Source organism: Novosphingobium indicum, assembly GCF_014645195.1.
Classification (GTDB): Bacteria; Pseudomonadota; Alphaproteobacteria; order Sphingomonadales; family Sphingomonadaceae; genus Novosphingobium; species Novosphingobium indicum.
Window position 1 is genome coordinate 99,292 of record NZ_BMLK01000008.1, and the last position, 20,212, is coordinate 119,503.

Here is a 20,212-nt window from a genome sequence, read left to right on the forward strand (position 1 = left end):
TCCACTCAGAGCGTGGAAACGCCGAGCTCATCGGCAAAAAATGTCCGGATGGCGTCGAAGTTCGATGCGATATCGGCATCGGAAAGCGCGCCATCGAAGAGGAACACGCCTCCGATCACCGAGTTGGGATCGTTGAACGTAGTCAGCACGGAATAGGCGCTGCCGATCAGGAAGTTCGCCGCAACCGGAGCGCGGGTTCCAGCAGTTGATTTGCTGATCGTTTCTACGGTGCCGTCATGGCTCCACCAGACCTGGCGCTCCCCGGTCGCCTCGATCCGGCCGGCGAAGATGTTGTAATCTCCGGGCGTCGAGTTCTCCATAACCCAAGCGCTGGATGCAGTTGCGGTGCTGTACTTGCCGTAGACGAGGATCCGTGGATCGGTCCCGCTGAGATCGAGCACAAGACTGTCACCCGAGGCTGCACGGTTCGAGAGAAGAATTTGCCCCCGGTTCGCAGCCTCGGCAGCGGCGGGCATCTTTGCGACGACAATTGCCGTCCAAGCCGCCCCTGGCTCGAATCCGCTGTCGTAGTATTTCGACATCGGGGTGAACGATGCGCCGATGTCGGTGAGTGTCGGCACGCCCGTCTTTTCGAGCAATTCGCCATCAACCCGGTTCAAGCGAGACAGGGTATCCGCGCCGCCGAAAAGAGCATGTAGGGCAAGGCCGGTTACAACAGGCATGACCACCTGCTTCGCGTTGATCGGCTTGCCATGGCCGGTACCCGGCAGTGACACGTCCGCCTGCTTCAGAATCGCACTCATGCGCTAAGCCTTTCCGGATTCGGGAATGTGGAGATGAGAAAGCGGCCGATGCGATAACCGCCGATGTCGCCGGGATGCAGGTTGCCGAGCGCGCCGGCAGCGTACTGGCCATTGGCGTTTTCGTCGGCCCAGCCACCCCAGGTGTCGCACAGGTTCGCGAACTCGCGACCGTACGTGATGCAGGCCTTGTAAAGCGCGTCGCGATAGGCCGGGATCTCGTACCCGCTGCCTGCGGCGGCGTTGAGCAAGGAGGGGCACACGGTTATGACCGCCGCTCCCGGGCAAGCCGCCTGCCAGTTGCTTGCGACGGCATCGGCAGCGGCCGCGCAGGTGTCTGGGGTGTTCGCCACGCCGTTCGATGTGGCGAGGCGGAAATCGTTGGCGACCGTGTTGTCTATGATGACATCGGCGCCGATCTCGGCTGCACAGGGTTGGATGTAGTCGTCGGCCCAGAGCAGATAATCGTTCCCGGCAGCGCCGCCGTTGCCCATCTTGTTGATCACGAAGCCCGAAACCGTCGTGTCGATCGCATGGAAGCCGTAGAGCACCACGGTATCGGTGTTACCCGTCAACGCGATTTTCAGCGTGTGCTGGCCCGAGCCCAGGCCCTCGATATGCACGATGCCAAGATCGCCCGAACCGTCGCCGGTCACCGGGTCGGACCACGTTATCCCGCCATCGGTCGACCACACGAAGGCGCCCAGCGTCTTGCGGTAGAAGATGCGGAAGTCCGTGCCCTCTGCCGTCAGGTCGAGTGTTGCTGTCGTCCCGGTGGCCCAGAGCGCGTGGCCATCCGGTCCGCAGCCGTAAGTGTCGGGCGGGCCGGCATCGACCACGTCCCAAAGCGACCATCCCGCCGAGAAGGACAGGTTGACCTCGGGCCACTGGTTGTCGTCGATCCCATCGCCGGGGCGGACATAGATCCAGCCCGGCCCAGCACAGGTGTAGCCTAGCCGCTCCAGATAGGTGCGCATGCCCGTGGCGATAGGAAGCTGTTCGGACCAGCTGTTACCGGTCAGCACAATACTGAGCAGCGCAGTGCCGCCATTCGCCAACGTCGCTAGTTTGCCGCGCGCCTTCCACAGCGTGCGCCCGTCCGTGACGACAGGCGCGGTGGCAGTAGTCGGGGAATTGCGCAGCGCGAAGTCTTCCGGGGCAACCTTCAACTCCGACTTGATGACCGAAATCATCTGCGGGCCAATTCCGGTCGCATCTAGGTTGCCGTTAAGCAGCCATACCGGAATATTGCCATCGGCGTCGATGACGAGCGGGACGACGTAATTCGGGGGTGCGAAGCTGCGGTCGATGGACCCGTCTACTGCGCCCGCGATGTCACCTGCGATGATGCCGCGGATGTTGGGCCCGATACCGGTTCCATCGAGGAGGCCTTTCAAGAGCCAAATCGGAATATTGCCATCGGCGTCGATGACGAGCGGAACCGCGTAGTTCGGTGGAGAGAAGCTCGCGTCGATGGATGCGGTGAAAAGTGAGGCGAGCCCATCGAGGCCAGAGGCCACATACAGCTTGATTTGATCGCCATTGGGATCAAGCACGGCTGCGGGCGTGCTGGTCCCGTCATTCGTCCACATGTCCAGAGTGGCGCCGTCGTCGGACACAGCCCAGTAACGGTCGCCTTCACCAACTCGGCTTCCCACAGAAGCGGTCGGCACAGTCGCGCCGGTTATGGAGCCGCTGGGATAGGACAGTGTCGGCGCGGTGCTCGAAGTCGAAAGACCTCGATTTGTGATGCGGTAGTCCGCAATCGATCCGTCGTCGCCGATATCGTAGGTCCATGCGAAACCGGAAGGCCCCCCAGACACACCGCCCTCATACGTGCCGGGCGTTCCTCCAGTTCCCGAACCGAGGCCATCATCGCTGAGATAGGTCACACCGAGAGGCAAGGTAGTGGCGTAGGCGTTCGGATAGGCGGGCTCGCCGCTGGTAACGTTCGCGGCAGCCGCTTCGACCACTTCGCGATCCTGAGCTACTTGCGCCGCATCGACCTGGGTCTGCGACGCCGCTGCGAGCGCGTTGTTGCTCAGCTGTACCGCGTCGAGGTCTTCCGACAATGCCACGAAGGAAATCTGCGAGTTGGCCTTGATGTTGATCGCAGCGCCGCCGTCCGACGAATCTATGGGCGTCCTGATGAACTGGCTGGAATCGGATAGGAAAGTTCCGCGTCCGAACTCCCATGCGCTCCCGTCCTGGATCGAATAGCTGTACACCTCGCCATTCGTCAGGGCTTCGATGCCGCGATACCCTTGGACCGCCGGGCCGAGCGAAATTGCCCCCGTCCCTGTGCTGGCGGACGAGATTTTAACAAGATCGACGAGAGTGGACGCCATGCGTGAGGTACCTCCGTAATCTCAGGATACGGGGGACGCAGAGCGCGTGGCATCAATCGAAGCCGGGCACGATCGCTCGCCAGGTGCAGTGGCAATTTATGGCTTGTCCGGGCAGCACCTTGCCGAACCCGTCGCCAAAGTCGTGACCCTCCGACAGCTTGAAGCGCTTGCCGGAAAACGCCTTGTGCGCGGGCCGTGGATGTCTGCCCGCGCCGCTGTGGACCCACTCGCCTTCGGTGATGCCGAGTTCGCGCTCGCGAACGCTGCGCATGGTCGAAGTGGCCATGTTGTTCTGATGCAGGGCGATGTTGGCCGCCCGGCGCTTGGAGATGCCCGTCTGCTTGGTGAGCTCGCTCGTGAGCGTCTTGAGGTCGCGGCCACGGCTGACCGACTGCATGACCAGCGTCTCGACCTTGGAGAGGTGCTGCTCCGCGACCGAGCGTATCAGGCCGACATTCTCAGCCCGGATCGCGGCATAGGCATCGCGCATCGGCTTGGTCATCTTGAAGCGCACCGAGAAGCCACCCTTTCGCAGGTCTGCCTGCAGGGTGCGGTCGCAACGGGCGAACACCGCCTTGGCGAAGTAGTCGGCGAGGTTTTCGGACAGTTCGTCGAAGCGCTTGAGCCATGATCGCGACAGCTGGTTCATGACCTTCTGCATCGCGGATGCCGAGGTCTCATCCTCACCGAACATGACCGTCTCGGGCGTGTTGCGGCGCCACTCGGCGGCAATCTCGCGCGCAATGCTGCGGTGCATTTGATCCACGGCCGCCTTGAGCCGGGCCTCGTACTTCTCGCGGATCGGGGCTGCGGGGCGAATTGGCCGCAGGGTGAGGGGTTTGCCGCGGCGGGGCATCAGAGCGCCTTGAGCGTGGCTGCCACTCCGGGGTGCAGGGGGCCGGGCACGTCGAGCGGATGAGCCCAGACCGCGTCGTCATGCTCGCCGTTCAGTTCCGGATCGAAGGGGGCGGGCAGGTCGGCACGGTAGGTGACGAAACCATCGCGAATGTCGACAGGGTTGCCGAGCAGGACATCGTCGAACCCCGTCTCCTCGCGCAACTCGCGCATCGCCGCCTCGTATGCGTCTTCGCCCTCGTCGATACTGCCGCCCGGCCAGCACCACGTTCCCGGGTGCGATGCGGCGTCACCGCTTCGGCGCAGGAAGAGCATCCGGCCATCGGGCAGGGCGCACATAACGCCGGCGGCATGTGTGGTGCGTTCATCCATTGCGCTGAAGGGATCGCGCTCCTCGCTGGTGCGGCCGCCAGCGTTTGTGTCGATGTCGATATCGTCGACCTCCGGCTCGGGTGCGGGGCCGGTCAGGTCCACGCCATGATACAGCGACGTCTCATCGTTGCGCAGCCGCTCGCGGACCTCCTCGGCATCGACAACGCCCGCATCGATGTAGATGGCATCGGCCTCCGCATCGGACTTGCGGATGTCCGCCTTGTCCTTGTCGCTCATCTCCCAGAGGGATTCGAACTCGAAGGTGATTTCCGGGTCGATCTTACCCCAAAGGGAAAACTGCACCGCGTCCATGATTGTGAGCATGGGCTCGGCAACGACGCGCTGCAGGTATGCCATGATGCGGTCGTAGAAAACGCGGATTTCGCCCTCGGAGGAGGCATTGAGGCCAGATGGCGTGATCCCGAGCAGGATGACGAGCGGAATGCCCGAGACGCTGGACATGTGCTCCTGCGACTGCGCCTGCAACTCGTGCAGACCGGCAATCGGTGCGGAGACGTTCTCGAACTCTTCGGAGTTTTTGTCGACGACGAAGGTGCCGCGGTTGTCGCGCATCTTGTTGAACAGATCGATGCGCGTGAACAGATTGTCGCCCGGGCCGCCCTGCAGGACCTGGCCCATGTCTGTCTTGAGCACCATGACCGAGAAGGCATGCACGAGGTCGGACACGTCCTGCCGGGTGCGCAGCCAGTTGTCGACATAGGGCTTGCAGAGCTGGGTCAGGGCGAGGCCGCCGAAGGCATAGGCGGGCTTGAGCATGTTCGGGACGGAATGGCCCACGAGGGTCAGCATGCGGCTCGCATGTACCGTGCGCCCCGACACATACCAGGTCGATGGCTTGTAGAAGCTCGGCGCGAGCGGGTTCTGGGCGTTGTACGGGCCGGGGTAGCTCCACATCGGCTCGATCATGCCGATGCGCTTGAGCGGACGGGTCGGGCCGATCTTCTCCGCCTTCATGGCAAGCGGCGCGGCCATCTCGATGTCATCGTCCCAATCGCCGAAGTCGAGGAACATCTGCATGCGCCCGAAAAGGCATTCCTTCTCGATGGCTTCCCGGAACAGGTCGCGCACCTTCAGGTCGTCGAGAGCGGATTCGAGCTCCTTGACCTTCTCGTCGTCGCCCTTGATCCGGATCCACTTGCGCGTGCAGTGCTCGGCCCAGATCGAGGCGATGGTGCGATATTCGGCGCGCTGGGACAGTTCGGCGAGATAGGGATAGCCGAGGAAACCAAGGCCCTCGTGGAACATCTGCTCCATCGCGTAGGCATTGAGCACATCGACCGAGGGCAGGGCCGCGTCGAGCGCCATCCCGGCCGGAAGCACGCCGGGCAGCGGTGCGGGGCGCTGGAACACCTTATCCGGCATGACAGCCGGGGCGCCGTGGCGCGATGCCTCCCACATCACCGCATTGCTGATACGCATGTCGGGGGCGGGCTCTTCCACGACCGCGACGGGTGCGGCGGTGCCGTACCAGAACGCGCGCCACGCGGCCTTGATGCGCTCGAACATCAGCGCACCTCGAGGCGCATCTTGGAGACGATTGCCTTGCCAGCGGCATCAAGGTCGATGGGGATGCCGAGCCGTGCCGCCGCCTTGCAGGCCCACAACATCAACCGGGCGCGAACGGTGAACCGGTAGCGGATGGTCGCTTCGATCTTTGCCATGGTCCCTCACTGCGACGGTGTAAGGTCCATGTTAGCGGGCGCGGCCCTATGCTATGCACCGGCCATGGTGGTGAGTCTTGCAGACCTGCTGGATGAAGCGATTGCCGCGGTGGAGCGGGCCGAGATCATGCGGCAGATGCGCGAGGCCGGTATCGAACTGCCGGAGGGCGAGGACGAGCCTACGCCGCCCGAAGCACCTCAGGATTGATCTTCATCGCCCGCGCGCCGGGTAGCTGCGACATCACGAACGCATCGGCCAGGTTTGGCGAGGGGCGCGGGCCGCCTTCGCGGTTCGGCTTGGCGAGGTCCTTCTTGCTCTCGACCTTCACCCGCCCCGCATTGTCGAAGTCGCGCTTCGGCGTGCACAGTTCGTCGATCAGCTTCGACAGGTTCGCCATATCGCCATCGATGAACAGGAGCTCGCCCTGATCGATCTGGCACGGATCGGGCCCCGCGTTCTTCACCGCGTTGTACGTGTTGCGGGCACGGTCGGCCACACCCCACCATGCCTGCGCCTTGATGTTCGAGAACATGTCCTTGTTCGTGCGCGGCGGGTGTGAGCGAGCGTAGACCGCATCGGGCTTGTCCACTGCGCCGCCTGCGTTGAAGCCGGTGTGCCTGACATGGAACTTGCGGTGCGCCTCGTGCTGGGCCGCGTTCAGTTCGTTGATCTTCGCGCCGACACCAGCGCCCACGCCGATGCTGTCGTACACGAGATCGGCCTCGTTCTCCTGACACAGGTTCCACGCCCGCGTTGCCGACTTGAGGAGTTCGTCCTCACCGCCCTTCCACAGATCGGACTGCATGGCGAGCGATCCGTGGGAGAGGATGAGCGCGTTGCGGTCGGGGCCATCGTCGGCCACGTCGAACCCGACGCGCCTGCTCCCGGCCGGTTCGATCCGCAGCACCTTGTGCGCATCAATGCAGGCCATGATCCAAGAGCGCTTGATGACAACCGCGTCGTCGTCGTCACGCGGCACGCCGAGGTAGATGTGCTCGAACTCCTCCTCGTCCTCGGCGCGGGCCGCCGCGATCACGTCGAGCATGGTCTGCGAGAGGAAGGGGTTCTCGGTATAGTTGATCAGCCGCTTGATCGTGCCCGGTGGCGGGTTCACCACGAACCGGCGCCAGGCGAAGTCCGTGGACAGCATCGGGTTGAAGATGACCCAGAACTGCGAGCCCTCCTTGCGGACGGTCGGTTCCAGCACCTTCCACTGCTCCTCGGTCAGCGCGTGCGCTTCTTCGAGCCAGCAGATATCAATGCCCTCAAGCGACTTGATCTCGTTGATGTGCCGCCACAGGCCGTAGAACAGGAACTCGCTGCCCGTGCGCTTGTGGATGATGCGGTTGTCGAGGATCCTGAACTGGTCGCGCAGCCCGAAGCGATCGATCTGCACCACGAGCAGGGCGTAGACGGATTCGTCGATCTTGTTCTGGAACTGGCGGGCGCAGAGCACGCGCACCTTGACGTTGCAGGCGAGGAAGATCGCGAAGCCTGCCGCGTCCCATGACTTCGACGATGCACGGCCGCCGTAGAGCACGCGGTTGCGGATCGGCTCGTTGCGTTCGTTTGTTGCCGCGAGCCAGAAGGGTTGCAGGACGGGATTGAGCGTCGGGCCGCCGTTGTGGCCGATGCCGGGGAGGGTGGTCACGGGCTTCGCTGATCTTCCGGAAGGGCGTTCCTCGCTACGGTGCGGATCGTGTCATAATTTGCCTGCCAAGGCAGGTCGCCGAGGCTGCCTTCGGCGATGGAACGCAGTGCCTTATGAGCATCAGCGAGACGCTCGCGCAATTTCGCGATCTCGTTCACCTCTCCAGTCACGATCTCCCGAGCGTGATCGATGTCATAACTGCTGACTGGCGTCGTTTGCCCGCCGCGCCTGAGAGCAAGAGCCAATGCCTTCTCTTTGACCACGGGGTCCAAGTGCTGATCGTCACCGTCAAAGAAATGGTCGGTCACCCGTCCCTCCCTTCATCGGCTTTGCCCATCCCGCCGTAGAAGTCCTTCAAGCTCGGCGGGGACATGCTGCCGTCGCTGGATCGGTGGTCGAGGTTCTCCTTGAAGGCGTTCACGTCGACATGCTTGCCGATGAGCTCGAGCCGCTTCACGCGGTCGGACAGCTTGAGCTTGCGCACATTGCCGATGGTCACGCCCTCGACGCGGATTTCCTCGACGTCGATCCCGGCAACGAGGCCTTGCCGCCAGATCAGCGGCCATTCTCCGATCGGCTTGAGCGTACCCTCCGCATCGTACAGATCGCCGAGGTCCGCCTCTGCTTCCATCGCGAGGCGCCGGAGCACCCATTCGGCGTCGATAGCGGTGCGCTCGGAGCGTTCGGCTTGGGCCGCTGCAACGGCGTCCAGAACCTTGGCATTCCTCAACAGGCGCGATGCCTGGGATTCTGCAGTGCGCGCGCTGTAGCCCGCCCGGATCGCTGCCTGCGTTCCGTTCAGGTCGACGAGGTATTCCTCGACAAAGCGCTGCTGTTTCGGCGTCATAATCTCAGCCTATCCTCAAACGTCGAACGGCTCGAAACCGAGGCGCTTGGCCCGGCTCACAATCTGGTCATCGCTCAGGATCGAGAAGTTGCGTTTCCAGTGCGTGCCCTTCGCATTGGGCTTGCCGCTGGCATCGCAGCGGTAGACCGAACCGTAGTGCCGCAGGAACTCGGCCGCCTGTCCCGCCAGCGTGAAGTCGCGGTTGGTCATGAGTGGGCGCTCCACGAAACCGCGTGTCCGGAACGTGCCGCCGCCCGAGAAGCTGGGCCGCTTGGCGCGCTCGTGCTTCACCATGCCCATTTCACGGCGCCAGCGCGTCACGGTGCTGAGCGAGGTGTGGTAGTGCCGGGCCGCGCCCTGCGATCCCATGACCCGCACGACCTTCGCGAAGTCGTCGGGGGCCTCGCGCTTCAACCCCTTGTATCCGCAGGACCTGCACCGACCGCGAGAATACGGGCTGATCGGCGTGCCGCAATCGACGCAGTGGTGCCCCCGAAAGCTGGCCGGCGGTGTGGTCTCTTTCATGGCTATGGCTCCCCTTGCGTACATTCAGCCCCTCTTGCTCCAGTTTGCGATGATCTCGGCCCGCACGCGCTGGCGGTAGCGATGCGCTTCGGAGCTCAGCTTGCGGATATTCATGTGCGACGGCAGGACCGTCACGACGTTGCCGTCCTCGACCGCGATGCGATTGCCGCTGGCGAGGCGGATGTAGATCGAGCCGCGCGGCGCGAAGTCGACCGCTGCTGTCACCGCCGCGCTCTTGAGCAGAGCGAGCGCCTGCGCCTCGGACTTGAGGCCAGGGATCCGTTCCATGGCGCGGGCGATGGCATGGGCGGTGACACGGATCATTACAGCCCCGCCTCCTGCAGCGCGTTCTCGATCAGGTCCCGGTGCAGGTCCGTGAACCGGCCCTCCCTGATCCCGGCCCTGAGCTCGACGCGGGTGAACGCGCAGCGGCCTTCGCGGGCGTTCTGGATCAGGCCGAGGACGGTGCCGTTGCCGCCGCGATGATGCGTGGTCGAGGCCGGGGCGAAGAGGTCGGGCGGCATGGTCAGATGTTCCCGCCGGTGCGGCGAACATGCTCGTTGAACTCGTGCTGGGACCAGCCCTCCGAGACGAAGCGCGACACACGGATGTTGATGTCCTCGACCTCGCCCGGTTCCGGCTTCCAGTATCCGGACCGCTCCCCGGCATCGGTGCGGCGGGCTTCCTCGGCGCGCCAGCCTTCGAGCCGCTCGACGTAGCGCTGGCGCGAGCCGTCAGGCATGTGGCGAACCGCGATGCGGAAGAACCAATCCATGCCCTTGGCGCGAGCCTCTCGGTTGCCATCCTCGACCATCCGCTCGAGGTCGCAGAATGCGCCGGGTGCTTGGGCAGCCTGCATGTCCTCGATGATGGCGTGCAACTCGCTGGCCTTGGGCAGGTACGGCTTGACGTGAACCCAGCGCTCGATCGCGCGGGCCAGCAGGTCGGGATTGGCTTCGGCCATGTCCTCGGAGAGCAAGGCGATGCGTGCGCCATGGGCCTGCAGGTCAGCTTGACGGGAGGGCTCGTAGCGAAGACCGAGGCTGCCAATCAGCGTCCGAATCTGCGGTGGCACGGATTTCCTGCTCGGCGGCGAGGAACATGTCGAGGCAGGGATTTGGCCGCTCGCCACGCGGGCCGGCAGATCGTGAAACGGGCTGTTGCTGAGACTGTCGGTCATTTCGGGTTTCTCTCGGGTCGTAGGCTCCGCCCCATCCTCGGGCGACGATGGCTTCCAGCAGGCGGCCGGGTGGCCATTCGTCGTCGACCATGGCCATCAGGTCCCGGATGAACTTGGTGTGCGCCGTGGCGGTGTTGGTCAGCCGCTTGGACTTCCGGTTTTTCAGGAGATCGGACCACACTGCCGGGTCTGCCCACTCCGGACGAGGGAACGGGTCGGCCTTACGCGTGCGCGGGGATTCACATTCCGGGTGGGTATGGGTGGGGGGGTTAGAATTATTTTCATTGGGGGGGCGGGAAAGGGAGGGCTGATCGGGACAGTCCCCGGACGGTCCCGGTACTGTCCCGTCTGTGTCCCGGGACGGTCCCGGGACATCATCGGATTTGTCCCGGGACATCGAGCGCTGGCGGCGCTTCTTGTCCCGGGCGGCCGTGCGCTTCGCCTCGAGCTCTTCCAAGGCCATGCCTGCGCGTTGCTCGGCTTCTTCGATGGCCCGAACGGCGATGAGGATTGCCTCCATGGGCGCGCCCGCATCGCTCATGGCCTGCATGAGTTCCGACACCTTCACGACAGCACCCCCGCATCCCGCAGGATCTGCAACCCGCCCTCGGCGCTGCGCACGACATGGTGCGGCACGCCCATGGCCTCGCACCAGTCGCGGAAGTCCTTCTGCCCCTCCGTCATGCTGCCGTTCTTCGATTTGAACTCGATGGCGAGCGAGCTGTCGCACATCATGAACAGGTAGTCCGCCGTGCCGGTGATCAGACCCAGCGCACGGGCGAGGGCGACCTGTGCGGGCACGATGACCTTGCCTCCGGGCCCCTTGCGCACCATGCCGGCGAGTTCATTCGCCGGGTGGGTGAACACGGCCCGCAACCGCCCCTCCAGCGCTGCGGCGCGAAGCTCGGTCGCGAACGCCAGGCACTCGCTATCCTCCGGTCCGATCCGGACGGAGCGCGAGAGGCCCCGGTACTGCATCAGGCGCACGAGGAAGGCAGGCGTTGGCATCAGGCAGCCGCCCTCAGCGCCGCGAGGAGCGTCTGCGAGCCTTTGCCGATATCGGCGTGGAACCGGTGGGAATCGTCCTGCTCTTCGCCTTGTGAGGAAAAGTCGTTCCTCGGTTTGATCGACGGTTTGTAAGAGATGGCCGGTGGAGCAATGGGGCGACAAACGAGAAGCTTGCGTTCGTTCGGCACCGTTTCCGGCGGTGTCGTTTCGGTAGGCGCCTCTTCAATCGGCTTGGTGCGCACGGCATCGAGAAAATCTGCGTAGTCGGGGCGCGATGCCTCCAGATCACGCGCGCGCCGAATGCTGCTCAGAACGGTCGTATGGTCCTTGCGGCATACCGCTCGGGCTATCTGGGGTTGGCTATGGTAGCACTCCGCCCCGATCAGGCAGACCGCGTGACGGATCATCACAATGGGGCGCTTGCGCGAAGGCCCCTTGATATCGGCCACCGTGACGTTGGCATGGTAGGCAGCGGCTGCGAGAATGTCGGCCATTCGGCGCGTCCGGACACGCGGGGGCATGTTGTTCTCGGCGCAGCGGCGCACAGTATAGTCGGACAGGCCTAGCTCACGAGCCACCTGGGCGACGGGTAGCCCGGCGGAAAGCATCGTCACGATCCTGGCTTCGTTCAACAGCCGATTGACCGTGCGGGCCTCGTTGTGGTGCGTGACGCACAGGCCCCCTTTCGTTTCCGCCTTGATCGGGCGCCTGCAGATGTCGCAAATCTTCATGTACGGGCCTCACAGCATCATGAGTTGCGGATCGGGGTTGTTCGCGATCCATTCGGTCCGGGCCTCGCGCGCCGTGATGAGCGCTTCGGCGGCCTCAGCGAGTTCGGTCTGGGCCCGGTCGAGGCGTTCGGAGGCTCGGCGCACCCGGCGTTCAGCGCAGGCGACGATCTCCTCGTGCCGCTCAAGCGTCGGTTCGGCGGCCGTCAGGGCCTTGCGGAGATGGTCCTGATCGTCGGTCAGCATGGTCAAGCCGCCGGGCGAAGTTTGGAAAGCTGCTCCTCGATCGCATCGCGCGCGTTTTCGAGCACGGCGCGGTTGGCGCGGATCATCTCGAGCGGGATTTCGTCGCTCTTGGTCAGGGCGTCCGAGAGCGTCATTGCCGCCTGCAGCACGCTATGCGCGGCGAGACGGTCATCCACGGATCCGGGGCGGCTCTCGACGCACAGGCGGTCGAAGTACCCTGTGAACCGTCCGTTCCACTCCCGCTTGCCGCGACCGAAGGTGACGGCGTTCATGGTCGCGGTGCCCTCGGCATATTTCGAGGCCTGATCGTCGGAAACGCCGAGGATTGCGCCCACATCGGACCATGTCAGGCCGTCTTCGGCTTTGATCTCGGAGATAGCCCGGCCCAATGCTGCAAGTGCGTTGGAAGCGGAATAGGCCGGTCGTTTCCCGGCGATTGTCGGGTTAGACATAGTATATTCCCGTGGTATGAAATTTCTGAAACTCGCCTTGCACCGCAGCATCGTCGTTCGCGGGATGCGCGCACGCGGTGAAGTGATGGCGCCAGTGGGCCAGTGCTGCAGTGCGGACGATTGCGCGGCGGAAGTCGGCTTTCGTGGCCATCTATGCGGCCCTCCGCAGGGCGCAGGCGATCAGCGCGCCCGACAGGACGAGCATCGCAGCAAAGGGGCCGAAGGCTTGGGCGTATTGCTCGAGCATGGCCTAATGCCTCACGAACTCGACGGGACGGTCGAGCGGCATGGCCCAGCACAACGCACACGTACCGCAGCACCGCTTGCCCTTGGGGTCGGACTGCGCGGGGCAGACGACATGCTCGCTGTCCTCGTGCCGGTCGATCACGAGACTGTCCCGGCCCGAGAAGCGGATTGCGCAGCGGCCCGGGTTCTCGGCATTCATGGCCGTCACTGCGGCGCCGATGTCGGTTCCGGGCTGGCGCGCCGTGAAGCCGAACACGTGAAGGGCAGGGCACTCGGCGAGCAGGTGGCGCCACAGGTTCGCGTAGGCCACGCTGTAGAAGTCGCCCAGGATGTGCAGCCGCACAGCGAACCCGCTGGGATGCTTGCGCTCAAGCTCGACGATTTCGTCGATGAGGCGCACCTCGAGGTCGATGCCGTGCATGTGCCGGCGCGACCAGTTCATGTTCGAGCCGTAGCAAGTGGCCCACTCGCTGCAGCTGCGCGGACAGGTCGCGCGCTCCTCCAGCGTGAGGGTGTAGAGCGGGAAGCCCTTCCACCGGCCCTTGGTGACCTTCACGCCGATCTTGCGCTGGTTGGTGCCCGAGACGAGCAGGCGCGGGCTGTCGTCGGGATGGACGACGCGCGAAGGGAAGATGGTGCGGCCCTCGCGCATGGCGGGATGATCCGGCATCAGGGTGATGCGGGCCCCGGTGCCTTTGACCGGCTTGTTGGCGATGCGGTGGTGCGGGCCTCCGTACTGGATCGCGCGCGGAGTGGGTTGGCGGGCGGTCATGCAGCGGCGTCCTGCTGGTCAGGAGACCAGTCTCGCATCCAGTTGCGAGCCCGCAGTTCAGTTTCCGGCCAGAGCCGTCGACCATTGCGGATGTCGCGCACAAAGTGCGGATCGCTCATCGCTTTTCGGCCAAACGTGATCTCAGACATTCCGGCCTCAGCCACAAATGCCTCTATCTCTGCGAGCAGGTCAGGGTGATGCTTGGACATGACCAAGCTTCTAACGTAGGATCAGTCCTACGGTCAATAGGACAAAGTGGGATAAGTCCTAACCTTCCGCTTGGCGGCGGAAAGTGGGATGCGCCCTACATGAGCGACGACAGCACGCCTCTGCAGCGATTCATCCGTCAAGCCGTGGCTTTGATGCCGCAGAAGCGCGACTATTACGACCGAATGTTGCAAGAGAAGCTCGGCACCAAGGGTAAGCCGATCTACGATATCGATCGCGGCAAGAGTAAAAACCCCAGCCTGGCTCAACTGAATGCGATCTCCGAGGTATTGGAGCAGCCTAGAGACCTACTGGAGCGCGCGGTGGCCGGGGAGGACGTTGAGCCGCAAAGCCAATGGTCCGGGGGAGTTTCGGAAAAGAAGGAAGATCTCGACCTCAGAAGCGTCGAGCTTCACGCCTATGCGCTTGGGCGGGCAAGCGAGACTGAAACCGTAAACATCCAAAAGCTCGACTTATCCCTCTCAATGGGCCCCGGCACTTTGATCGACGAGTGGGTCGAGGCTGAGCCGGTTTCTTTCGACCTGGCATTCATCCGCGGCATCACCCGCTCGCCGCCCGACCGGCTTAAGCTGGTGACCGGCATCGGTGATAGTATGTATCCCACGCTCAATTGGGGTGATGTGATCCTGATCGACACCACCGACCGCCAGCTCGCCCGGCAGGACGGCGTCTACTGGATCGACCTCTTCGGCGCCTCCGGTATCAAACGCTTGCGAACCGTCGGGCAGGGCAGGGTGCTCGTCATCTCCGACAACCGCGACGTCCCCGATCAGGAAGTCGACGCCGCCGATCTGCGAATTCAGGGAAGGGCGATCTGGCTGGCAAGGGGGATCTGAAGCCATGTCCAAGGATGATTTATACGACCAATTGCGCAGGCAGCAGCTTGAGTTGGCAGTTGCTCAAAAACAAATGCACGATAGCTATAAGGAGGCGGTTGAATCGCATTTCTTGGCTGTCGAGAAAGAGATGGCGGTGATTGCTGCGCGCACGTCACTGGGCCTCAGGAATGTGGCGTTGGCGATGGATGCTTTGAGGCGCGATGCTCCTGAATTCGACAAGCGTCTCCGTGACATTTTGGAGTCTTCCAACGACTTATGGTCGATGGCTGAAAGACTGGCCGCCACGGGGGGCGAGAATGGTGGATCTTGATCTGAGGTTGCTTCGTGAAGCTTACGACCGGCAAACTGAAGAGTTGCGGCGATTGAAAAGTGGCGGTGGCGGTGGCACATCCGACGGCATGGAAGGTCGTGTAAATCGTGTTGAAGAACGTCTCGATAGAATCATTGACCGGCTGAGTGCCGTCGAAGTGTCTATCGCAACGCTGACGGAGCGCGTCGCCCATTTGCCAAGTAAGGGCTTCATTGTGACTGCCATGGGGTCGTCTGTCGCAATCCTCGGCGGCATCGTGCTCGCCGCGGACCGCTTAAAAGACTTCTTCAATTGAGCCTTATTCGCTTCACCATTGCCGTCATAGGCTCTAGCCATCAAAACAAATTTGGCCGCGGGTATCGCATGCACTGCCGCGCAATCTGGCTGGTGAATGGGAATTGAGCGCCGCAGCAAACCGATGGTTTGACGACGCCTGCAAGCTCAAGGAAGTCGGCGATTTTTGTGCGTTAAGAAATGACTGGCGCGGCGCTTACCGTAGCTATGGATCGTCAGTTGAGTACATGCTGAAGGCGTTATATCTTCGCAACACACAGCAAAGAAGTATGCCTTCACACATGAGAACAGCGGCTTCGCACGATCTGAATTTCGTGGCTCAACAGGCTGGGCTTGGGCAGGCATTAGGGAATTTGAAGGGTGCCCAGCTCTTTAATTGGCTTACTGTCCGAGACTGGGACCAAGGGCGCAGATATCCGAACCAAGCCTTCCCGGTAAAGGAAGGCAAGGACTTTAGACTTGCACTATTGCAGCCTGAATTGGGGATTTGGCAATGGCTATTGAACGAGTGGCACCGGACTTGATTGAGGCTGGTCGCACGCTGCTGGAGCACCTCGATGAGATGGGGATCGAGCCCCAGGGCGCGCTTTGGATTCATTTCTACCACCTCAAAGATTGGCGCTACACCGTGGTAACTGATTTTGTTGATGTTATTGGTAGAAGGAAAACCTATGCGCTGATCTCCAAGGCGCTTTCACAATTCGATCCTATCGACGGACTGAGTTTGGTAGACGTTCACCTGTCGGCGCCGTCTGAAGTGCTGCCCAAGGTGCTCGGAGGCATATTCCATATCGACGGCGATGGCACGGGTGTGGCTTCTGTGAAGGAATGCACGATCAATGACATGCCGGTGGATGCTGAAATCTACAGGCTCAGGCCGGCTCGGGAAATGGCACTAGCGCAAAGAGCCGCGAGGAAGACATTGCGCAAGTTGGAAAAACTCCCCGCCTGAGCCTTGCTCCCATTCTCCCTCGCCGTCGTCGGCGCTGACTACCCCAACAAGTCCGGACCCGACCGCCGCTTCGAGATCGCCATGTGCATCCCCGGCGAGCCGGTCGACCTGCGCCCCGAACCCGACAACGCGGCAGATGAGCGCGCCGTCGCCGTCTACTCCGCGCGCGGCATCCAGATCGGCTACCTCACCGCCGAGCGCGCGCCACGCATGGGACAGCTGATCCGCAGCGGGGTCGAGTGGTCTGCCATCTTCCAGGAGCCGGCACCTTACGGCGCGGTCGTGCGCGTCGCCTTTGATGGCGAGCAGCCGGAACTGCCTCTGCGACGAGAATCGGCTCAGCACGATCTCGATGAGGTTCGCGACTATGATCCGGGCTGGATGCCCGACGAAGAGTGGCCAGACTGAAAATGTGGGACAAGTCCTACTTATTAGATTGACACGTAGGACCAGTCCTACTATTCAGTCTCCAACAGCCCAGCGGTGAGCCGAAAGCGCAGACCCAACGGGCCCTTCGTTGGAGATCGTCATGGCACACCCCGCCAACATCACCGAAGCCCGCGCGATGCTCGCCCCGTTCGTGGGCGCTCGCCTGAACCGCAGCCGCAACGCTGACGGCTACCTGATCCCCCGCACCGTATTCGTCGACATCTTCACGCCCGGCGTGGCGTTCGTGGATGCCGATGTGCGCGCCGTGTCGGATGATGGCATCGAGGTCAGCCGCATGGGCGGGTTCGCCGAGGTCGCGCGCTGGTCCGACGTCGAGGAAATCCGGTTCAGCGGCGAAGGTCGCCCTGATCGTGTGCTCTACTTCGGCGACGATGAGCCGGAAGGCCGCGCAGCCGAGAGCAACATTCCGATGGGAGCGGCGGCATGAACATGACCCAGCAAGCCCGCGTCATGGTCGCTGCCGACCGCGACGCCCGCCCGGCTCCGAAGGAAGTCTTCGCGGCATGGCGCCTGTCCCCGGACAACCCGCGTGCCGAGGCCATCCCGTGCACGATCGGTGAGGTCCGCACGCTCGATGAGGCGGTGAATGCCGCGCTCGTCGGCAATGCCCTGCAGCACAAGGACGCGCTCGTTGTGCTGGTCACCGATACCGTCTCAGCCAAGCGCATGGCGCACTTCTACGCCATCAAGCAGGACACCAAGGCGCCCTACGTCTTCGACAAGGAGAAGGGCAGGGCGGTGAAAGCCAAGCGCTTCTATCCCGCCGCGCTGTTCACGATGGCCGTGTCCGAGTTCTCGCCGGTCGAGCCGTTCCGCTGGAGCCCCGGCGCCGATGTGGTGGGCGCTGATCGCGACCTGATCGATGGGAGGGCACGATAATGCCTGCAACCCGCGCCGATGGCCGCCCGGCCTACGTGAACGCTCCGCCCCGCCTGCGCCAGAGCACGGTCAACAGCACCCGTAGCTACTCGCAAAAGCTGCGCGAAATGCGCTGCGAGGAGGCCCAACTGGCCCGCGAGGCTGGCGAGGATCCGCAGCCGGGCCCCGGCAACGGCACGGCCTACGCGATCCTCGGCCTCCTCACGCTCGCCGTGTGGCTCGTCCTCTTCAAGGGCCTCGGCCTGATCTGACCCCCCGCAGCACCGACCGGCTCAGTCCCCCCTGCCGGATATGCTCAACCAGTGTCGCCCTTTCGGTGCAGGGCGACACACAGGGAATGACGCGATGAACGCTCAGACCGAGATCAAGCCTTCCATCATCGGCGCACTGGCGAAGGCGCTCGCCGATGTCGAGGGCGCGCAGAAGAACGCAGAGAACCCGCATTTTAAGAAGACCTATGCGGACCTCTCGTCGGTGATTGCCGCGATCCGTCCCGTAGCCAAGCATGGTATCTGGTACCGCCAGGTTCCGAAGCGCGATCCTGACGGTGCGCTGATCGAGACGTTCTACATTCACGAGAGCGGGGACGAACTGTCGGCGGGCGAAATGTTCGTTCCGACCAACAAGCGCGATCCTCAAGGCTTCGGCTCAGCAGTGACCTACTGCCGCCGCTACGCGCTGCAGACGGCCTTTGGCATCGCCACGGAAGACGATGACGCAGAAGCCGCCATGCGTGGTGCCGAGCGCCGCGATCCATCCAATGGACGGCAAGGCAACGGCAATCAGCGCCACGAGCAGCATCAGGACAGGCAGCAGCAAGGACCTGAGCTTATCAGCGAGGCGCAGTGGTCACGGATCGTCGACATTCTCGACAACCTGAAACTCAATCCGGCGCCGTATCTCGACCATTTCAAGGTCAACAACCTCAAGCAACTGACCTCCGCGCAGGCGATGAAGGTCATCAACAACCTTGAGGACAAGTTCGCCGAGAAGGCGAAGGAACAGACAAACCGCGCCGGCCAGTCCGATGGCGGCGACTTCAACGACATCAACCCGGACGATGTGCCCTTCTGAGGAGCCCTGCACGATGCTCACCCACTACAAATCCAGCAAGGGCGCGAAAGAGATCGCAACCATGCCGCTGCCCTACGCGAAGAACGCGCTTGCCAAGCTGCATCGCGAGGAGCCGGAGCGTACCGCCGAGATCGAAGCCCTGACCGCGCACGTCGAGCGGCTCGAAGCCGAGGCTGCCGAAAGCGACACGGAAACGCCGGTTCGCGACGGCCCGGCGCCGATGGGCGACAACAACCCGCCAACTCCGATACGCGACAAGGCCGCACCGAGCCCCACGGGCCGCAGTGCCATCGACGCCCATGTTGACGATCTGCTGACCGAGGCGGCGAATTGGGCCGATGGCTTCGTGATTGAAAGCCAGGAACAGGCCGACGCGGTCGGTCGCCTCATGCGCCAGCTGCAGCAAGCCGCAAAGCTGGTCGATGACAACGCTGCCGAGGAGAAGAAACCTCACAACGAAGCCATCGCGAAGATTGCGGAGTGGCAGAACGGCTACACGTCCAAGGGCAAGAAGACGATCCCGGACGGCAAGCTGACCAAGGCCATCCTCGCATGCGGCAACATGTCCACGGCATGGTTGACCAAGAAGGACGAGGAGCGCCGCCAGCGCGAAGCCGAAGCTGCCGCGGCTGCCCAGAAAGCCGCGCAAGAAGCCATCGCTGCACGCGAGGAGGCGAAGACCTCTACCGACCTCGCCGACATGGACAAGGCCGACGACATGCTCGCCAGTGCCGAGGACCTGCTCAGGCAGGCCAAGGGTGTGAGCAAGGAGCGTGTCGGCGCTGGCGGCGGCGAGGGCACGCGCTCGCTGGGCCTGCGGTCGTACTGGCGCGCCGAGATCACGGATCAGAAGGCCGCGCTGCTCCACTATCTCGCGCAGCAGCCCGAGGCTTTCCGCGAACTCATCCAGACGCTCGCCGACCGCGATGCGCGCAACGAAGCCACGCGCCGCAACATCCCTGGCGTGACATTCCACGAAGACAAGAAGGCCGCGTAGTTATGGCAGGCAGCGTCAACAAAGTAATCCTAATCGGCAACCTGGGCGCCGACCCGGAAGTGAAGTCGTTCCAGAACGGTGGCCGCATCGCGAACCTGCGCATCGCCACATCCGAGACGTGGAAGGATCGCCAGACCGGCGAGCGCCGGGAGCGTACCGAGTGGCACAGCATTTCGGTTCAGTCGGACGGCCTTGTCGGCATTGTCGAGCGCTATCTGCGCAAGGGCTCGAAGATCTATGTCGAGGGCCAGCTGCGCACCCGCAAGTGGCAGGATCAGCAGGGCAACGACCGGTACACGACCGAGGTCGCGGTCGGCGGGATGGGCGGCAAGATTACCATGCTCGACAGCGCCGGAGAAGGGCAGGGCGGTGGCCGGTCCAACGATGGCGGACGCGGTAACCAAGGCGGAAATGGCTGGGGCTCGCAGGGTGGATCGAGCGATTGGGGCTCTGGCGGCGGCAGTGGTGGCGGTGGCTTCGGCGACGACCTCGATGACGATATTCCATTTTGAGGG

Annotated in this window: 32 protein-coding genes and 1 pseudogene; 13 read left to right on the forward strand and 20 right to left on the reverse strand. The window is 63.3% G+C overall.

What is annotated here, in order from left to right; all coding sequences use genetic code 11:
* Window positions 1-5: 5 nt before the first annotated feature.
* The 5 genes from IEX64_RS10100 to IEX64_RS10120 are packed head-to-tail and all read right to left on the reverse strand — an operon-like array spanning window position 6 to window position 6,018.
* Window positions 6-764: a hypothetical protein gene (locus IEX64_RS10100; RefSeq protein WP_188819543.1), complete on the reverse strand. Its 759-nt coding sequence runs from the start codon at window positions 762-764 to the stop codon at window positions 6-8.
* The gene (locus tag IEX64_RS10105) at window positions 761-3,109 is read right to left on the reverse strand and encodes a hypothetical protein (protein WP_188819544.1); all 2,349 of its coding nucleotides are present in this window, start codon (window positions 3,107-3,109) and stop codon (window positions 761-763) included. Before IEX64_RS10105 ends, IEX64_RS10100 begins: the two co-directional genes overlap by 4 nt.
* 52 nt (window positions 3,110-3,161) lie before the next feature.
* Window positions 3,162-3,965 carry a phage head morphogenesis protein gene (locus IEX64_RS10110; RefSeq protein WP_229710183.1) on the reverse strand — a complete coding sequence of 268 codons (804 nt, stop codon included), beginning with the start codon at window positions 3,963-3,965 and terminating at the stop codon, window positions 3,162-3,164.
* Window positions 3,965-5,863 carry a phage portal protein gene (locus IEX64_RS10115; protein WP_188819545.1) on the reverse strand — a complete coding sequence of 633 codons (1,899 nt, stop codon included), beginning with the start codon at window positions 5,861-5,863 and terminating at the stop codon, window positions 3,965-3,967. The genes IEX64_RS10110 and IEX64_RS10115 overlap by 1 nt, the downstream gene beginning before the upstream one ends.
* Entirely contained in the window at window positions 5,863-6,018 is a 156-nt protein-coding gene (locus IEX64_RS10120) for a hypothetical protein (protein ID WP_188819546.1), read from the reverse strand. The genes IEX64_RS10115 and IEX64_RS10120 overlap by 1 nt, the downstream gene beginning before the upstream one ends.
* A gap of 28 nt (window positions 6,019-6,046) precedes the next feature.
* On the opposite strand from IEX64_RS10120, the gene IEX64_RS10125 reads away from it, so the two are divergent.
* On the forward strand, window positions 6,047-6,226 hold the full coding sequence (locus IEX64_RS10125) for a hypothetical protein (RefSeq protein ID WP_188819547.1): 180 nt from the start codon (window positions 6,047-6,049) through the stop codon (window positions 6,224-6,226).
* On the opposite strand, the gene IEX64_RS10130 is transcribed toward IEX64_RS10125, so the two are convergent.
* The 15 genes and pseudogenes from IEX64_RS10130 to IEX64_RS10195 form a co-directional block, all read right to left on the reverse strand.
* Window positions 6,198-7,670 (reverse strand): PBSX family phage terminase large subunit, encoded by a 1,473-nt coding sequence (locus IEX64_RS10130; protein WP_229710184.1) that lies wholly within the window; start codon window positions 7,668-7,670, stop codon window positions 6,198-6,200. The two genes, IEX64_RS10125 and IEX64_RS10130, sit on opposite strands and share 29 nt — an antisense overlap.
* Window positions 7,667-7,978: a hypothetical protein gene (locus tag IEX64_RS10135; protein ID WP_188819548.1), complete on the reverse strand. Its 312-nt coding sequence runs from the start codon at window positions 7,976-7,978 to the stop codon at window positions 7,667-7,669. Before IEX64_RS10135 ends, IEX64_RS10130 begins: the two co-directional genes overlap by 4 nt.
* Window positions 7,975-8,517 carry a terminase small subunit gene (locus IEX64_RS10140; RefSeq protein WP_188819549.1) on the reverse strand — a complete coding sequence of 181 codons (543 nt, stop codon included), beginning with the start codon at window positions 8,515-8,517 and terminating at the stop codon, window positions 7,975-7,977. The genes IEX64_RS10135 and IEX64_RS10140 overlap by 4 nt, the downstream gene beginning before the upstream one ends.
* Window positions 8,518-8,532: 15 nt before the next feature.
* Window positions 8,533-9,042 (reverse strand): hypothetical protein, encoded by a 510-nt coding sequence (locus IEX64_RS10145; protein ID WP_188819550.1) that lies wholly within the window; start codon window positions 9,040-9,042, stop codon window positions 8,533-8,535.
* A gap of 24 nt (window positions 9,043-9,066) precedes the next feature.
* A complete protein-coding gene (locus IEX64_RS10150) occupies window positions 9,067-9,366 on the reverse strand; it encodes a hypothetical protein (protein ID WP_188819551.1) in 300 nt (99 codons plus the stop codon).
* Window positions 9,366-9,566: a hypothetical protein gene (locus tag IEX64_RS10155; protein WP_188819552.1), complete on the reverse strand. Its 201-nt coding sequence runs from the start codon at window positions 9,564-9,566 to the stop codon at window positions 9,366-9,368. Before IEX64_RS10155 ends, IEX64_RS10150 begins: the two co-directional genes overlap by 1 nt.
* 2 nt (window positions 9,567-9,568) lie before the next feature.
* Window positions 9,569-10,222, reverse strand: a complete 654-nt coding sequence (locus IEX64_RS10160; protein WP_188819553.1) for a hypothetical protein — start codon at window positions 10,220-10,222, stop codon at window positions 9,569-9,571.
* Between the two features lie 46 nt (window positions 10,223-10,268).
* Window positions 10,269-10,772: pseudogene (locus IEX64_RS24885) on the reverse strand (hypothetical protein); the annotation flags it as partial.
* A gap of 14 nt (window positions 10,773-10,786) precedes the next feature.
* Entirely contained in the window at window positions 10,787-11,230 is a 444-nt protein-coding gene (locus IEX64_RS10165) for a hypothetical protein (protein ID WP_188819554.1), read from the reverse strand.
* Window positions 11,230-11,961 carry a helix-turn-helix domain-containing protein gene (locus IEX64_RS10170; protein WP_188819555.1) on the reverse strand — a complete coding sequence of 244 codons (732 nt, stop codon included), beginning with the start codon at window positions 11,959-11,961 and terminating at the stop codon, window positions 11,230-11,232. The genes IEX64_RS10165 and IEX64_RS10170 overlap by 1 nt, the downstream gene beginning before the upstream one ends.
* Before the next feature lie 9 nt (window positions 11,962-11,970).
* Window positions 11,971-12,204, reverse strand: a complete 234-nt coding sequence (locus tag IEX64_RS10175) for a hypothetical protein (RefSeq protein WP_188819556.1) — start codon at window positions 12,202-12,204, stop codon at window positions 11,971-11,973.
* A gap of 2 nt (window positions 12,205-12,206) precedes the next feature.
* Window positions 12,207-12,656: a hypothetical protein gene (locus IEX64_RS10180; protein ID WP_188819557.1), complete on the reverse strand. Its 450-nt coding sequence runs from the start codon at window positions 12,654-12,656 to the stop codon at window positions 12,207-12,209.
* Complete coding sequence (locus IEX64_RS10185; RefSeq protein WP_188819558.1) at window positions 12,649-12,807, reverse strand: hypothetical protein; 159 nt, start codon at window positions 12,805-12,807, stop codon at window positions 12,649-12,651. The genes IEX64_RS10180 and IEX64_RS10185 overlap by 8 nt, the downstream gene beginning before the upstream one ends.
* Window positions 12,808-12,906: 99 nt before the next feature.
* Window positions 12,907-13,674, reverse strand: coding sequence for a hypothetical protein (locus IEX64_RS10190; protein WP_188819559.1), 768 nt, complete (start codon window positions 13,672-13,674; stop codon window positions 12,907-12,909).
* On the reverse strand, window positions 13,671-13,883 hold the full coding sequence (locus IEX64_RS10195; protein WP_188819560.1) for a hypothetical protein: 213 nt from the start codon (window positions 13,881-13,883) through the stop codon (window positions 13,671-13,673). Before IEX64_RS10195 ends, IEX64_RS10190 begins: the two co-directional genes overlap by 4 nt.
* Before the next feature lie 99 nt (window positions 13,884-13,982).
* On the opposite strand from IEX64_RS10195, the gene IEX64_RS10200 reads away from it, so the two are divergent.
* From IEX64_RS10200 to ssb, 12 genes are all read left to right on the forward strand, one after another.
* Window positions 13,983-14,738, forward strand: coding sequence for a S24 family peptidase (locus IEX64_RS10200; protein WP_188819561.1), 756 nt, complete (start codon window positions 13,983-13,985; stop codon window positions 14,736-14,738).
* Between the two features lie 4 nt (window positions 14,739-14,742).
* Window positions 14,743-15,051 carry a hypothetical protein gene (locus IEX64_RS10205; RefSeq protein WP_188819562.1) on the forward strand — a complete coding sequence of 103 codons (309 nt, stop codon included), beginning with the start codon at window positions 14,743-14,745 and terminating at the stop codon, window positions 15,049-15,051.
* Window positions 15,038-15,346 carry a hypothetical protein gene (locus IEX64_RS10210; RefSeq protein ID WP_188819563.1) on the forward strand — a complete coding sequence of 103 codons (309 nt, stop codon included), beginning with the start codon at window positions 15,038-15,040 and terminating at the stop codon, window positions 15,344-15,346. The genes IEX64_RS10205 and IEX64_RS10210 overlap by 14 nt, the downstream gene beginning before the upstream one ends.
* A gap of 103 nt (window positions 15,347-15,449) precedes the next feature.
* Entirely contained in the window at window positions 15,450-15,869 is a 420-nt protein-coding gene (locus IEX64_RS10215) for a hypothetical protein (RefSeq protein WP_188819564.1), read from the forward strand.
* Complete coding sequence (locus IEX64_RS10220; RefSeq protein ID WP_188819565.1) at window positions 15,839-16,297, forward strand: hypothetical protein; 459 nt, start codon at window positions 15,839-15,841, stop codon at window positions 16,295-16,297. The genes IEX64_RS10215 and IEX64_RS10220 overlap by 31 nt, the downstream gene beginning before the upstream one ends.
* Window positions 16,298-16,300: 3 nt before the next feature.
* Window positions 16,301-16,705, forward strand: coding sequence for an HIRAN domain-containing protein (locus IEX64_RS10225; RefSeq protein ID WP_229710185.1), 405 nt, complete (start codon window positions 16,301-16,303; stop codon window positions 16,703-16,705).
* Window positions 16,706-16,826: 121 nt separating this feature from the next.
* Window positions 16,827-17,174: a hypothetical protein gene (locus IEX64_RS10230; protein ID WP_188819566.1), complete on the forward strand. Its 348-nt coding sequence runs from the start codon at window positions 16,827-16,829 to the stop codon at window positions 17,172-17,174.
* Window positions 17,171-17,626: a hypothetical protein gene (locus IEX64_RS10235; RefSeq protein ID WP_188819567.1), complete on the forward strand. Its 456-nt coding sequence runs from the start codon at window positions 17,171-17,173 to the stop codon at window positions 17,624-17,626. The genes IEX64_RS10230 and IEX64_RS10235 overlap by 4 nt, the downstream gene beginning before the upstream one ends.
* Entirely contained in the window at window positions 17,626-17,877 is a 252-nt protein-coding gene (locus tag IEX64_RS10240; RefSeq protein WP_188819568.1) for a hypothetical protein, read from the forward strand. Before IEX64_RS10235 ends, IEX64_RS10240 begins: the two co-directional genes overlap by 1 nt.
* Window positions 17,878-17,971: 94 nt before the next feature.
* Window positions 17,972-18,700, forward strand: a complete 729-nt coding sequence (locus IEX64_RS10245) for an ERF family protein (protein ID WP_188819569.1) — start codon at window positions 17,972-17,974, stop codon at window positions 18,698-18,700.
* Between the two features lie 13 nt (window positions 18,701-18,713).
* Entirely contained in the window at window positions 18,714-19,697 is a 984-nt protein-coding gene (locus tag IEX64_RS10250) for a hypothetical protein (protein ID WP_188819570.1), read from the forward strand.
* A 2-nt stretch (window positions 19,698-19,699) separates the two neighbouring features.
* Entirely contained in the window at window positions 19,700-20,209 is a 510-nt protein-coding gene (ssb, locus tag IEX64_RS10255) for a single-stranded DNA-binding protein (RefSeq protein ID WP_188819571.1), read from the forward strand.
* Window positions 20,210-20,212: the final 3 nt, after the last annotated feature.

Coding starts and splice junctions, on each gene's coding strand:
- IEX64_RS10100 (WP_188819543.1), bottom strand. CDS start 764: ATGAGTGCGATTCTGAAGCAGGCGGACGTGTCACTGCCGGGTACCGGC.
- IEX64_RS10105 (WP_188819544.1), bottom strand. CDS start 3,109: ATGGCGTCCACTCTCGTCGATCTTGTTAAAATCTCGTCCGCCAGCACA.
- IEX64_RS10110 (WP_229710183.1), bottom strand. CDS start 3,965: ATGCCCCGCCGCGGCAAACCCCTCACCCTGCGGCCAATTCGCCCCGCA.
- IEX64_RS10115 (WP_188819545.1), bottom strand. CDS start 5,863: ATGTTCGAGCGCATCAAGGCCGCGTGGCGCGCGTTCTGGTACGGCACC.
- IEX64_RS10120 (WP_188819546.1), bottom strand. CDS start 6,018: ATGGCAAAGATCGAAGCGACCATCCGCTACCGGTTCACCGTTCGCGCC.
- IEX64_RS10125 (WP_188819547.1), top strand. CDS start 6,047: ATGTTAGCGGGCGCGGCCCTATGCTATGCACCGGCCATGGTGGTGAGT.
- IEX64_RS10140 (WP_188819549.1), bottom strand. CDS start 8,517: ATGACGCCGAAACAGCAGCGCTTTGTCGAGGAATACCTCGTCGACCTG.
- IEX64_RS10145 (WP_188819550.1), bottom strand. CDS start 9,042: ATGAAAGAGACCACACCGCCGGCCAGCTTTCGGGGGCACCACTGCGTC.
- IEX64_RS10150 (WP_188819551.1), bottom strand. CDS start 9,366: ATGATCCGTGTCACCGCCCATGCCATCGCCCGCGCCATGGAACGGATC.
- IEX64_RS10155 (WP_188819552.1), bottom strand. CDS start 9,566: ATGCCGCCCGACCTCTTCGCCCCGGCCTCGACCACGCATCATCGCGGC.
- IEX64_RS10160 (WP_188819553.1), bottom strand. CDS start 10,222: ATGACCGACAGTCTCAGCAACAGCCCGTTTCACGATCTGCCGGCCCGC.
- IEX64_RS10165 (WP_188819554.1), bottom strand. CDS start 11,230: ATGCCAACGCCTGCCTTCCTCGTGCGCCTGATGCAGTACCGGGGCCTC.
- IEX64_RS10170 (WP_188819555.1), bottom strand. CDS start 11,961: ATGAAGATTTGCGACATCTGCAGGCGCCCGATCAAGGCGGAAACGAAA.
- IEX64_RS10175 (WP_188819556.1), bottom strand. CDS start 12,204: ATGCTGACCGACGATCAGGACCATCTCCGCAAGGCCCTGACGGCCGCC.
- IEX64_RS10180 (WP_188819557.1), bottom strand. CDS start 12,656: ATGTCTAACCCGACAATCGCCGGGAAACGACCGGCCTATTCCGCTTCC.
- IEX64_RS10185 (WP_188819558.1), bottom strand. CDS start 12,807: ATGGCCACGAAAGCCGACTTCCGCCGCGCAATCGTCCGCACTGCAGCA.
- IEX64_RS10190 (WP_188819559.1), bottom strand. CDS start 13,674: ATGACCGCCCGCCAACCCACTCCGCGCGCGATCCAGTACGGAGGCCCG.
- IEX64_RS10195 (WP_188819560.1), bottom strand. CDS start 13,883: ATGTCCAAGCATCACCCTGACCTGCTCGCAGAGATAGAGGCATTTGTG.
- IEX64_RS10200 (WP_188819561.1), top strand. CDS start 13,983: ATGAGCGACGACAGCACGCCTCTGCAGCGATTCATCCGTCAAGCCGTG.
- IEX64_RS10205 (WP_188819562.1), top strand. CDS start 14,743: ATGTCCAAGGATGATTTATACGACCAATTGCGCAGGCAGCAGCTTGAG.
- IEX64_RS10210 (WP_188819563.1), top strand. CDS start 15,038: ATGGTGGATCTTGATCTGAGGTTGCTTCGTGAAGCTTACGACCGGCAA.
- IEX64_RS10220 (WP_188819565.1), top strand. CDS start 15,839: ATGGCTATTGAACGAGTGGCACCGGACTTGATTGAGGCTGGTCGCACG.
- IEX64_RS10230 (WP_188819566.1), top strand. CDS start 16,827: ATGGCACACCCCGCCAACATCACCGAAGCCCGCGCGATGCTCGCCCCG.
- IEX64_RS10235 (WP_188819567.1), top strand. CDS start 17,171: ATGAACATGACCCAGCAAGCCCGCGTCATGGTCGCTGCCGACCGCGAC.
- IEX64_RS10240 (WP_188819568.1), top strand. CDS start 17,626: ATGCCTGCAACCCGCGCCGATGGCCGCCCGGCCTACGTGAACGCTCCG.
- IEX64_RS10245 (WP_188819569.1), top strand. CDS start 17,972: ATGAACGCTCAGACCGAGATCAAGCCTTCCATCATCGGCGCACTGGCG.
- IEX64_RS10250 (WP_188819570.1), top strand. CDS start 18,714: ATGCTCACCCACTACAAATCCAGCAAGGGCGCGAAAGAGATCGCAACC.
- ssb (WP_188819571.1), top strand. CDS start 19,700: ATGGCAGGCAGCGTCAACAAAGTAATCCTAATCGGCAACCTGGGCGCC.